This is a genomic window from Fictibacillus sp. 5RED26 (genome assembly GCF_015903895.1).
Classification (GTDB): Bacteria; Bacillota; Bacilli; order Bacillales; family Fictibacillaceae; genus Fictibacillus; species Fictibacillus phosphorivorans.
This window is the reverse complement of the sequence record NZ_JACZDU010000002.1, coordinates 367,128-379,246: the sequence shown is the minus strand read 5'-3', so window position 1 is coordinate 379,246 and position 12,119 is coordinate 367,128. Positions and strand designations below refer to the sequence as shown.

The 12,119-nt window shown below is 42.0% G+C and carries 10 protein-coding genes; 2 read left to right on the top strand and 8 right to left on the bottom strand.

Annotation, left to right across the window (positions count from 1 at the left end):
• Positions 1 to 11: 11 nt before the first annotated feature.
• Complete coding sequence (locus tag IHV10_RS10215; protein WP_197128765.1) at positions 12 to 1,376, bottom strand: ABC transporter substrate-binding protein; 1,365 nt, start codon at positions 1,374 to 1,376, stop codon at positions 12 to 14.
• A gap of 252 nt (positions 1,377 to 1,628) precedes the next feature.
• Entirely contained in the window at positions 1,629 to 4,019 is a 2,391-nt protein-coding gene (locus IHV10_RS10210) for a beta-galactosidase (protein ID WP_197128763.1), read from the bottom strand.
• 492 nt (positions 4,020 to 4,511) lie between these two features.
• Here IHV10_RS10210 and IHV10_RS10205 point away from each other — a divergent pair, with 492 nt between their 5' ends.
• Entirely contained in the window at positions 4,512 to 4,889 is a 378-nt protein-coding gene (locus IHV10_RS10205) for a hypothetical protein (RefSeq protein ID WP_197128761.1), read from the top strand.
• An 81-nt stretch (positions 4,890 to 4,970) separates the two neighbouring features.
• Complete coding sequence (locus IHV10_RS10200) at positions 4,971 to 6,029, top strand: hypothetical protein (protein WP_197128759.1); 1,059 nt, start codon at positions 4,971 to 4,973, stop codon at positions 6,027 to 6,029.
• 35 nt (positions 6,030 to 6,064) lie between these two features.
• On the opposite strand, the gene IHV10_RS10195 is transcribed toward IHV10_RS10200, so the two are convergent.
• From IHV10_RS10195 to IHV10_RS10170, 6 genes are read right to left on the bottom strand one after another with little or no spacing between them, the layout of a single operon-like run.
• Positions 6,065 to 6,952: an ROK family protein gene (locus tag IHV10_RS10195; RefSeq protein ID WP_197128757.1), complete on the bottom strand. Its 888-nt coding sequence runs from the start codon at positions 6,950 to 6,952 to the stop codon at positions 6,065 to 6,067.
• 56 nt (positions 6,953 to 7,008) lie between these two features.
• Positions 7,009 to 8,070, bottom strand: a complete 1,062-nt coding sequence (locus IHV10_RS10190; RefSeq protein ID WP_197128755.1) for a BtaManbiosPhlase — start codon at positions 8,068 to 8,070, stop codon at positions 7,009 to 7,011.
• A gap of 13 nt (positions 8,071 to 8,083) precedes the next feature.
• A complete protein-coding gene (locus IHV10_RS10185; RefSeq protein ID WP_197128753.1) occupies positions 8,084 to 9,007 on the bottom strand; it encodes an MTP-1 family protein in 924 nt (307 codons plus the stop codon).
• A gap of 17 nt (positions 9,008 to 9,024) precedes the next feature.
• Positions 9,025 to 9,852 carry a carbohydrate ABC transporter permease gene (locus IHV10_RS10180; RefSeq protein ID WP_197128751.1) on the bottom strand — a complete coding sequence of 276 codons (828 nt, stop codon included), beginning with the start codon at positions 9,850 to 9,852 and terminating at the stop codon, positions 9,025 to 9,027.
• A complete protein-coding gene (locus tag IHV10_RS10175; protein WP_197128749.1) occupies positions 9,839 to 10,711 on the bottom strand; it encodes a carbohydrate ABC transporter permease in 873 nt (290 codons plus the stop codon). The genes IHV10_RS10180 and IHV10_RS10175 overlap by 14 nt, the downstream gene beginning before the upstream one ends.
• The gene (locus IHV10_RS10170) at positions 10,708 to 12,024 is read right to left on the bottom strand and encodes an ABC transporter substrate-binding protein (protein ID WP_197128747.1); all 1,317 of its coding nucleotides are present in this window, start codon (positions 12,022 to 12,024) and stop codon (positions 10,708 to 10,710) included. Before IHV10_RS10170 ends, IHV10_RS10175 begins: the two co-directional genes overlap by 4 nt.
• Between the last annotated feature and the right edge of the window lie 95 nt (positions 12,025 to 12,119).

Here is a 12,119-nt window from a genome sequence, read left to right as displayed (position 1 = left end):
CTTCAGGCTTTCTATTTATCTTTTAAAGCCTCACTTGCTTCTTTACTCTTTTGGTCTGCTAATTGATCAAGCTGCTTTGCGTAGTCTTCGATCTTCAGGTTTCCTTTGATCACGTTATCTAAAATAACTGCCACTTTCGCGTTCGCTTCTTCTCCAACCTTTACGCCTGTGGGTGCTTCCCAACGTGCATCCACATAGCCAGGTACAGTTTTAACCGGCTCAACGACTGCGTTGTCTAAGTTGTCATAAGCTGTTTTGATTCCAGGCACTTCATTGATCGCGAAGTACTCTTCTAAAATTTCAGGATCTGCGTTAACTGGAAGTGTGTTCAGAGCTTTTCCTTCTTTTTCAGCAATTTCCATACGCTTCATGAAACCTTCTTTACCGAATGACATCCACTTAGAGAAAAGGAATGCTTCTTCAGCGTGCTTACTCGTTTTAGAGATTCCAACAAAGTCGTTCGTTACACCCGTTCTTCCACCAGGAAGACCGATGAAATCAAAGTCAAACGTTCCTTTTTCAACAAGAGCAGGAACTCCCCAAGTGCCGTCCCATTTCACAGCAACTTGTCCGTTCATCCATACTTCTTCTGGGTTTTCCCCTTTAAAGTTAGCTTTCAAGTCGTCTGGAAGTGACTCGTACGCGTAGTTGTTCGTTGTGATTTCTTTTGCAAGATTCGCTCCTGCGATGAATTCTTTTGAGTCAAGAGAGTATTGACCGTCTTGAACCGTATACCAGCCCATGTCTGGGTTCGCTGCTGCCGGATACCAGTCTGTTACGGAGAACGCGTGGTTCGTTCCAGCTACACCTTTGTTGATGTTCGTTACTTCTTTAATGGATTTCGTGTACTCTTCTAGTGAAAAACCAAACTCAGGGTAATCCAGGTTCGCTTCGTTAAATAGATCTTTGTTTACTAAGTAACCTAAGAAATGCTGTGCGAATGGAACCGCATACACTTTATCGTTGTAAGTCGCTGATTCGCGAACTGCTTCTGGAATGTTAGCAAAATCTTTATCTTTTTCCGTCATTTTCGTGATGTCCATCAACCAATCGTTAGATAGTGATGATGGAATCTGTGGTAGAGCAAAAACGTCTGGCATCTTGCCCGCACTTGCTGCTGCAGCGAGTGTTCCGTTCCAGTCTGTTGGATTGATCGACTCGTCGATCTTAACCTTGATGTTCGGATGCTTTTTCTCGAACGCTTTGATCATAAGGCGCTCAAGGTTTTGTTCTTTTTCTGTACCAAGTGACCAGCTTGCATATGAGATGGTTACGTTTTCTTTCTTGTCGTCAGAGCTTGCTTTGTCATCTGAGCTACAAGCTGCTACTGAAAATAGCATTGCGATGATCATGAATAGTGATAATACTTTCTTCATTACCTATCAACTCCCCAATTAATTTTATTTGCTATTCGCTCTGTTGCTTTTGAAAGCTGTTGATTTCCGTTTCAGGTGCTCGCTTTCCGGGGGGCGTGCGGTGAGCCACCTCGGCACCTTGTGCCCTTAGGTGTCTCACCTGTCCCGCTGATCCCCCAGTAGTCTCGCACCCTGCACTCCAATCAACTTATTCGGAGATGATAAAAGTCCAAATACTTCAGGTGCAACAGTTAGAAATAGCCTTGTTGGTACTTATGGTTGAATAGCGTTTGCGAACGCTGGTTGAAACCGGATGGATGTTGTGTCTTCTGTTGTTGAAATTAGCACTTTGTATGTGTGCTCTTGGACTTCCTCGATTGAAACCTCTTTAGTGTCTACAGGTTTCCAGGAGGAGGAACGGAAGACGAATTCTTCTTCTTTTTGAATCATTTTTATTGTGAGTGAGATCTCGTCTTGGTGCTGTACCGTTTCATAGATTTCACCCGTTCCGTATTCGATGAACAGGTCTTCATGTAACGGTACATTGACTGGTAGCATGAGGCCGCTTCGCATCGGAATCGAAATTTCTTTTCCACCGAAAAGAGTTGTTCCGGCGTACGTGATCGTCGTTGATTTCTTAAATTCATCAAAGTTTTGAAGAAAGAAGAAGTCTCCTTTTTCTGGTGAAGATCGAACGGTAATATCAAGCTCTTCTTCAAGTGTGAAACGACTCTGTATTCCCGCTCGTTTGGCAAGCTCGACGATGATGTCGTTTTGATAATGAAAACCGTGATCCATACCGATTCCAAACATATAGAGCTGACCTTTGCCAAGCTGCTTTTCAAATGCGATCACTTCGTCAGGCTTGTCCTCGATATGCGCGAACGCGCCATCAGTCGTCTCATAGATTTCAGCTCGGTCGATCAACACGTTGTCCGCCTGGTCGATCTGACCGAACACGCGGTGCTTTGTTTCTTTTACGGATACGTTGATGTAATCTTTTAAGATCGTACACGGTACATTTTTCAGTGTTTTTGTCGGAATCGTTGGGAACAGAATCAGCTTTCCGCCATTCTCTAGATACGTAACGAGTTTTTGCTGAATGTTTTCATCCATCCACTCTGTGGTAAACATCCAAAGAGAAGGAATTTTGTTTGGATCGATCTCATCATCATCCTGCACGTTGATCGCATCATAGATGATGTTGTTCACGCGAAGCGCCTTTGCGATGCCGTTCGCCATAAAGGTTTCACGATCACGCTGAATCTGGTCGACCATGTGTTTCGTATGCTCATCATGAAACTCTGTCATGTAATAATCCGGATAAAAACCGAGATGCGTATCAACGACTGGCTTCGTTTGTAAAAGTGAACTCTCAAATGTTTGAAGCATCTTTCCGATATGTTTAATCACAGGATAGTGCGGATTCTTCTTGCCAGACTTTGTGAGTGGCGCCTGCCAATCATGACGTCTGCCGAACAAGCCAATGTTTTCATAGTTCTCGCCCGCACCAAACATGTAATAGTTCACACCGTTCATTCCGTCCGCGATACATAAGCGCGTTGTCAGATCAAACGTTGTTGGTTGAAGCTTTGGCTTATCGTGGATGCTTCCGCCCTGGAACTCTGCTGAGAAAAGCGGCTGCTCTTTCCATTGGATCGCTTTCGTGAACGCGTTCGCCAAAACGATATCCACATAGCTGTCGTATTCGATGTTGCCAATATAATAATCACCAGCCATAAGTGTGTTCTCGATTTTCGCGGTCTCAAGCAGCTGCGAAATGCCGATCGGATACATCGTTCCACGCTTTAAGATATCGATTCCATGAAAACCATGAATGTTCACGACGAACGGAACATCGATACCTTTTTCCTCTGCTGACTGTTTAAGATGCTCGATGAAACGCTTATAGTGCTGTCGTAAAAATAAGCCGAATTCATTTCGTAATGCATGAGCGTAAATCGCTTCAGGCTTTTTCGTCATGTTTTCCGCGAACGACTGAATCTCGCTAAACGGAATGCGGAATGTTTCTTGAAACGATTGTTCTGTATAGTTTGTTCTCAGATGTTGTTGAAACTCTTGCAGTGTCGAAGTGTTGAAATCGGGTTGGTTCGTCACCCAGTGAAACATCCCTACTTCGTTGTCAAGCTGAAAAAGAATGACTGGACCACCGTTTGTTACTAAAAACGGCTTAATAACAGCACATACCTTTTCATACCAAAGCTCCGTTTTTTCTAAGAATGTTGGATGACTGTAACTCACGACTCGGGTTGGATGAATCTCGCCAGCGTTCGTTTTAGCTACCGCTTCCGGGTAGTTATCGATGAACCATGTTGGCACACCATGATCCACGATTTCTGCCATCACGTATGGACCCGGACGGACTAAGCAGTACATCCCCTCTTCTTGTACGAGCTGCAGAAACGTATGTAGATCACGTTCTGGGCGAGAAGTTCCGGTAAGATCCGTAACACCCTCTTCATACTCGTGGAAAATCCACGGCACGTATGTGCTGATCATGTTCGCGCCAGCTTCTTTTACCTGCTGTATGCGCTCGCGCCAGTCTTGCTTCGGAATTCGGAAGTAGTGAAGTTCTCCTCCGAACAAGAAGACCTCCTGACCGTTCACGATCACCTTTTCATCTTGTATTGCTATGTTCTTCATAAATCACCTCTTCATCCGGAAAAAACCGGGGTACTGGAGTATAAATGGATTAAATCAAATGGTTGATGCGTGTGGGTATAGCTATTCGAAACGTTTCGATATATTACAAAAAAATAGGATTTTCGGTAAATGTAAACGTTTGAATTGTTGTTCAATACCAGAAATCCTCATTTTACCAATAGAAACGTTTCACTTTTAAATATTATAAATCAACTTGTAAACGGTTACAATATAATTTTCTAAAAATTGTGACGTGGTATAAGTGAAGTTCGTTGGTTAATTGGCATTATTGCGTTTAGTAGAAGGAGGAGTTGCTGAGGTTATAAGGTATCTATCGGTCTAGAAATTGTGGACATGGGTAAAGTCTTGATTACAGGATCAGAGAAGTTGCGTTAAACAATCATGTCTAGGGGTCTCGTAATTATAATATAGTTTGAATCTGTTGTGCTATTCTAGTAATATCTTATTCCATAATTAAGGAAAGGAATTATTATGCCTGCCAATTTAATCAGTATCATTCTAACCATTCTATTTATTTCGTTATTTTCACTTATTTTTGTAGGAATTGACGTCCCCTTTCCAACAACAATCATCATGTTATTATTATTGACTAACGCCATCTTTGCCTTTTTTTCTATCCTAGTTCAACGTGCCATCATCGAACTTTATGAACATCATACATCCAAGAATAAGCATGGGGTTCTCTCATTACTCAACAAATACACAACATTTGCTTTTTTCGGTCTGAACCATGGTGTTCAATCAACCTTAACTCGATTGCCTCTATGGATAAATAAATTATTAGCTCTTCTTTTCTTTTTTCTTCTTCTTTTCAACTGGTTGATTATATTGATTATTTTTAATGGATAGCTAAGAAAAACGAAACGGCAATCTTGTTTACTTTGGTCAAACAGAGTTTAAATTATCAGGTTATTACAAGGAGAATTGCCCATGAACGATTCAGAAAAAGTGATACTAACCTCTAAAGAACTAGCAGTTGCTTTAGTATCATGTCAATATGAAAGCTTTGCCCGTCATATCATTCTTAAAGATGATTTAGTAAGTAAGAACAAAGAGGATATTACTCTTTTTACAGAAGAAGCGGAGCAATCATTACGAGAAAAAGGGTTATGGAATGCTCGGAGAAAAACAAAGCTTTCTCAAGATCTTGAGGATCTCATCCAAGCTCTAGGAACATCTACAAAAAATGTTCATTTCACCCAAAATGAACAAGAGCTATATATCCATCAAATAAACCGTAATCACTATCTGAAGCAACATATTGTAAATAAAAAGCACACTTTTACATACCTTGATCATACAAAAAGTCTTTCAAAAGAAATGATGAGTTTCTATGACCTGGACTCATCCGCATATTTTAACGATGAGCAGCTTCAAACTATTCAAGTTTCAGACAAAGTGTACGATGCGTTACATAAACTGAAGAATGAAGAAGTAGAAAACATACTAAATAACGAAACCGAAAATGACTCGTTAAGAGAATTTATCAGTTCGTTCAACAAAAATAATAAGGTTTTTAACCAAATTAGCTTTAATACCTGCAATCACAAAACGGGAGAGAACCAAAAAGATCAAGTCGCTTTTTCTCTCCCTGGAAATCAAATGATATGGCATGTAGATTACGAGCAGATACATGATAAAAAAGTATACTTTGTCCCTGTTTCTATCCCGGAGTACTTTAAGAAGATTGAAGATACAATCGAAGAATTTTTCCTTTCAGAAGTTGTGACAGTGCCTGTTTCCAAAATTAAACGCAAAAAACAAAATAGTAAACCTTTAAAAAAGGTAGAAACCTTTTCTTTTAAGCGCGGCTTTTCATTTCTTTGGAAAGCAAACTTAGTATTACTGGGCATGGTAGGGTTTCTTATACTAAACCAAGGATCATGGGCTGAGGATGCCCAAAAATATATCATCCTGTTCATTACGATTTCGGAAGCCGTGATTCTCTTATTATCATTAGCCAGCTGTTTGCCACAAAAAAGTAAATAAGTATAGAAAAAGACAAGCTGACTCTTTTCCCAGAGTCAGCTTGTCTCTTTAATTGTATGCGCCTGTCTTGCCAGCGCTAAAGCCCCACACAATCCTGCATTGTCACCTAAACCAGGCGGTACAATATACTTATCAATTCGATTCAGTATATTTTCGTGTTGAATGTAGCCGTTTAATAGTTGGACCACCCCGTTTCGTACGAGCGGAAATAGGTGTCCTTGTTTCATTACGCCACCGCCGATCACAATTCGTTTTGGAGAGAGCACCAAAATGTAGTTTACAAGAGCTTGTGCGAGATAATAAGCTTCTAGCTCCCACACCTCTAGATCCGACGCGAGCTCTACGCCCTTCTTGCCCCAGCGTGCTTCGATCGCGGGACCTGACGCCATCCCTTCTAGACAATCACCATGAAAGGGACAGCTTCCTGCAAAATGGTCTTCAACATGTTGCCTAACGAGAATGTGGCCCATCTCTGGGTGAAGCATCCCATGTACCAGCTTCCCTTCCGAAACGGCTCCTACTCCAATTCCAGTTCCAACCGTCATATACAGACAGCTATCTAGACCTTTTGCAGCACCCCAGAGAGATTCGCCTAAAGCGGCTGCATTCACATCCGTATCAAATCCGATCGGAACCTGGAAGTGCTTCTTCAGTTCACCGACTAAATCATACTGATTCCAATGTTTTTTCGGCGTACTCGTGATGTATCCATAAGTTGCACTTGAAACATCAAGATCAACCGGCCCAAATGAACCAACTCCTAGAGCATTCACCTTTTTTCCCTTAAAATAATCAACAACGTGTCTCATCGTTTCTTCAGGGGTTGTAGTAGGGATAGAGATTCTTTCAATAACTTCTCCGTCCTCATTTCCGATTCCACACACAAACTTAGTGCCGCCCGCTTCAATTGCGCCTAATAACACTTGGCTTCACTCCGTTTTCATATTCTATTAAACAAATGTTTAATTTGTTTGCATCCTTACAAATACTTCATCGACTCTATGATTTCCTGCAGACTAAGCTCGGCACATGCCATTGATGTATCTGCAACACCATAATACATCTTAACAACATCACCTTCAACAAGCACTCCGCACGAAAACACTACATTACCAAAGAATCCGTCAACTTCATAATCCGCTTCTGGCTCTAGAATGGGTGTCTCTGATCGTGCGATGACTTTGCTTGGATTCTCTAAATCTAGTAAGACCGCCCCCATACAATATCGGTCTTCTTTTGATGCGCCATGATAGAGTTCTAGCCAGCCGTGATCTGTTTTAATCGGAACAGCTCCCCCGCCGATACGACCGTTATCCCACATATCTTCACGCAAGCCGATCAAGTGTTTGTGGTTCCCCCAGTGTAAGAGGTTGGTAGATTCTGCGATCCAGATCTCAGGTGACCCCGTACTTTTAGGAACAGGGCGATGCAAAGCATAATACAATCCGTTTATTTTTTCAGGAAAAATGAGCACGTCTTTGTTTTCTGGAAAAAAAATCATACCGTGATGCTCAACCTGCTGAAAATTCTTTGTTGATACAAGCGCCTCACCCACACCAGCCGCAGAAGCCGCACTATAATATATATAATACGTATCCCCAATTTGAGTAACGCGGGGGTCCTCAATGCCGAAAGTTTCCTGTTCATTTGACGGATAGATGAACGGCTCATCATCGATTGTAAAATTCCTGCCATCCTTACTTCGAGCTAGACGAATATAAGATAATGAAGTCAGATACGAAAAGCTCTTTCCATTTTTCTTTTCACAAATCACGCGCGGATCGGAGTAATCAAAACGCTCATCATCTAGACTCAACGAGTGAATCTCAAGCTTCTCTGTTTCATGATTGTAAACAGGTGCTTTTACTATATTAGGATCATCACTTATGGGACGCTCTGCCACACGCAAGAGCATGATAACTTCCCCTTTATACTGTGCAATGCCAGCATTAAACGCACCGATTACTTCAAAATCGTCACGATGCGGCTTTACATCCCGAGGTGTAACGAGCGGGTTTTCTTCATAACGATATACATTCATGTTGCTTATCCCCTTATCTCTCATATTGTAAGAACGGATCTTTGATAGTGATCCGATGAGCCTCAGCATCACTTATACCTGCATAAAATACTGCTGTACCGTCTTCTTTCCGCACAAGCCCACCGCTAAATACAACATCTATCAAATCTGTTCGTTTGGACGCACCTGCCAAAAAATCATCCCGGATTGCAATAAGCTGAATGTCAGTATGTTCCCCTGTTTCTGGATTCAGAGAAAATACCATCGGGTAGTAATGACGATTTCCTTCTTCATCAAAACGTGCGATGTGTCCGAGCACGCCAACTCGTCCGCTCTTCAGGAGGTGCAGTTCATTTGCCCCACCCCATTCACCTTCAGCAAACTGTCCATCTAAAAGAGGTGCGTCTTCAATAACCTCAATAGTCAACTCATTTAATGATGATATACGCACAAAACCAATCTTCCCTCGTCCGCCTTTCTCTCCTTGGGGACGGGTTAGCACCGCGATGCTTCCATCACTTAATTCAGCAAGCCGCAGATCCTTCATCCCATCAGGTCCTGTTAAAAACAAAGTCAGATCATCGATGGAAGAACCTTTGTAAAACACCGTCCTCCAGCCGAGCGCTCCTCCATTCGTAGGATGCGGGAAGGTCTCTACCCCTCCTAGAATGAGCTCACCGGATATTTTTGTTACAAAAGGGTCTTGTAGTTGAAGAACCGTTGCACCTTCTTTTGGCATCCATACACCATTTTGATTTACGAAGAAATAAACGTCTGAATGCTCGCTGTCACGCGATTCAACACGTCCTGCAATCACAAGCTCTCCATTATCTAGAAATGGGGCTGTAATGTTATATACATCACGTTCACCCACACCCGTGAACGATAACTTTTCCGGATTCTTCGGCTGCTCTTTTTCCAAATATTCTTCTACTAAAACTTCGCATTTTTTTATCATACTTATTCTCCTTCAACCTATTTAAGCGTAAACTGCATACCTTCTTTAAACTGTTTAGAAAAACATAAAAACAAGATGATGATCGGCACTGTCAGTAGTACGGATGCTGCGTACATCGGACCAGGATAACCGCCGTATGGCCCAAACATCTGTGACAGAAGGACGTTAAGCGTCAGCATGCTGTCACTGCGAACAACGATCATATCCCACAGAAGCTCTGTCCATCTTTCCATGAATAAGAAAAGGAAGACAACAGTCGTAATGGACTTTGACATCGGCATCACAATTTTATAGAGGATTTGAAAGTTTGAAGCTCCGTCCAATTTTGCCGCTTCAATAAACGTATCCGGTATCGCTCTAAAGAAGTTCGTGTACATGAAAACAGCCCACAGACTTAATGCTTTTGGCAAGATCATCGCCGTATACGTGTCATAAAGTCCCGCATTTTGAATGATCAAAAAGGTAGGGATCAGCAAGATGATTGCAGGAAAGAACATTTGAAACAATACGGCGTTATTTATAAAATCGCGACCTTTGAAGTTCATTTTTGCAAGAGCAAAAGCGACCATCGCGCCTGTTACCATCATAAGCGCCGTTGATGCGGTCGATACGATTACACTGTTAAGAAAAGCCTTTAACCATGGTCTGGCAATACCCGCTTCTCCTCCTGAAAATAGCCACTCATAAGAGCGCAGCGTGAATTCAGTCGGTATTGCCTTCTTATCCACTTGCGTCCAGTCGGCAAAAGAATTGAGGACCATATAAAGATAGGGAAAAACCATAACGATAAGTAGCGCAAATGCTATAACATAGCGAAAAGTTAACCCTTTTTTAGACCCAACCATTTCGTTTCCCCCACATCTCTAATAGTTTTCTGATCACAAAGATGGATGCGAACGTCACGACAGAAGCAATGATCGCAACAGCAGACGCGTATCCTGCACTCAAGTTTGTAAACGCTTGTTTAAAGATCTCCATCTGCCAAGTGTTTGTCGCATAGTTTGGTCCGCCTCCAGTTAGCTGGTAAACCTCGGTAAAGATACCGAACGAAACTCCGATGGAAAGGATCAACACGGTAAATAAAGCAGGATACAACAAGGGAAGCGTAATTTTCCAAAATCGCTGTGATGAAGTCACTCCGTCAATGGCAGCTGCTTCATAAACATCTTTATTGATGCCCTCGAACCCTGCCGTCAGAATGAGAGCGTAATAACCGGTAAATTTCCAAGCGATGATCGCTGCAACGACTAATAGTGCAGATAGCGGCGTGCTCAGCCAGTCGATCTCAATTCCGATATTTCGTAAGAACACATTAAAAGCACTGTTGTGTGACAATAGGCCTTTTACAATCAGGGACGATACTACCCCAGAGGCTAAATAAGGCAAGAAGAATCCGATTAAAAATAACCCTTTAAAGCGTGGCAGACCATGAATAACAAGAGCTACTGCAAGTGATGAAACGATGACCATCGGCACGAATGCCGCCATGAATTTGAACGTAACGAAGAACGCAGCTTGAACACCAGGATGTTTCACTGCCTCTATAAAATTATTAAATCCTTTAAAATAATAAACGGGGGAGATCAAATTCCAATCCGTAAATGATAGATACATAGACCATATGAGTGGGATCGCGAAAAAAACGATTCCATATAAAAGATAAGGACTGGCGAATAGCCAGCCCGTCCCGTTTGTTTTCTTCATTTCTTAAGTTCCTCCTTTATGGCTTTCTTCATCTCGTTCCAGCCTTTTTCAGGATCAACTTCTCCCTTCACGACAGGGTTCACAGCGTAACGGCCGATATGTGTTTGAAGTTCGTTGTATTTGGCGTTATCAATGGAAGGAATTGCGTTTGGAACAGCTTCTGCATATGGCTTTAATACAGGATTTTTATCAAAGAACGCTTTAAATGATTCATTAGTAGAGAGATCATCTCTTGCTGGTGGTAGTTTTGTCGTCTCTAACCATTTCAGATCGTTCTCTGGATCTGAATACACGAAATCCATAAACTCCATAGCCGCTTTTCGTTCTTCTTCAGTAGCTGAAGCATAGACGACGATTCCTTTCGTATCAGCGAACGTGTTAATGTTTTTCACCTCTGTACCGTCCGGAACAGGCGGAAGTGAAAGCCCAAAGTTTTCGTTGTACTTCATTTCAGGAAACTTTTCTTCCCAATAACTGAATGTCCAAGGACCAAGATCTGTGAAGATGCCTAATGCACTTTCAAATGGATCTGTCGCTTGTTTTGTTAAAAGAGCCTTTTCTTTTCTCAAGTCGTCCATAAATTTCAGAACCTCTACACCGGCTTTGTCTTCAGCGACGAACTTGTCACCTTCGATAAAGTTATTTCCGCTTGAGGCAGCATCATATAGCATGAAGAAGTCGAACCATCGCTTCCAAGCCGTTGGATCAGCAAGGTCCCCCTTCGCCCATAGATACTTATCAGGGTATTTTTCTTTTAATTTTTGAGTAGCATCTAGAACTTCGCTATATGTTTGTGGTATTTCGTTAACTCCGACTTCTTTTAATACATCAATCCTCCACCCAAATAACATAGGATTAGAGTAGATTGGCATTACATATTGATTGTCATCCGAAAATTTCCAGGTTTTTATCGTATCTGTCATGTTGCGATTTTTCAGCAGCTTCTCCCAACCCTCGATTTCGTTGAGCGGAACGAGCGCTTTGCTTTCAGCGAGTTGAGCTGCAAAACCACGGTTTATGTTCTCAGACATCGTTGGAGCACTCTTACCTGCGATCGCCGATTGAATACTCGCTTCAGATGTTGGGCTTTCTTTAATAGGGCTTACTTTCACGTTAATCTTTGGATTCTCTTTTTCAAACTCCTTCGCCATCTCTTTCCAATACACTTGCTGTGTTGGATTAGGAGCAGCCCAAAACTCAATAGTTGTTTCTCCATCGGCTGATTTATCCCCGTTACCCGTAGAACAACCGGCAAGTGCCGATGCACCGATACACGCTGTAAGGAAAAGAGATGCTACCTTTTTCATCTTCATTAAAATATCCCCCTTGTTAAACTGAATGGTTAACCTGCGACACACAATGAAAGCGATATCATTTCATGCTAAAAAAATATAAAAGAGCTAAAACA

Bases quoted from the DNA above. Each gene is read 5' to 3' on its own strand.
- IHV10_RS10215 (WP_197128765.1), bottom strand. From the start codon at position 1,376: ATGAAGAAAGTATTATCACTATTCATGATCATCGCAATGCTATTTTCA.
- IHV10_RS10210 (WP_197128763.1), bottom strand. From the start codon at position 4,019: ATGAAGAACATAGCAATACAAGATGAAAAGGTGATCGTGAACGGTCAG.
- IHV10_RS10205 (WP_197128761.1), top strand. From the start codon at position 4,512: ATGCCTGCCAATTTAATCAGTATCATTCTAACCATTCTATTTATTTCG.
- IHV10_RS10200 (WP_197128759.1), top strand. From the start codon at position 4,971: ATGAACGATTCAGAAAAAGTGATACTAACCTCTAAAGAACTAGCAGTT.
- IHV10_RS10190 (WP_197128755.1), bottom strand. From the start codon at position 8,070: ATGAATGTATATCGTTATGAAGAAAACCCGCTCGTTACACCTCGGGAT.
- IHV10_RS10185 (WP_197128753.1), bottom strand. From the start codon at position 9,007: ATGATAAAAAAATGCGAAGTTTTAGTAGAAGAATATTTGGAAAAAGAG.
- IHV10_RS10180 (WP_197128751.1), bottom strand. From the start codon at position 9,852: ATGGTTGGGTCTAAAAAAGGGTTAACTTTTCGCTATGTTATAGCATTT.
- IHV10_RS10175 (WP_197128749.1), bottom strand. From the start codon at position 10,711: ATGAAGAAAACAAACGGGACGGGCTGGCTATTCGCCAGTCCTTATCTT.
- IHV10_RS10170 (WP_197128747.1), bottom strand. From the start codon at position 12,024: ATGAAGATGAAAAAGGTAGCATCTCTTTTCCTTACAGCGTGTATCGGT.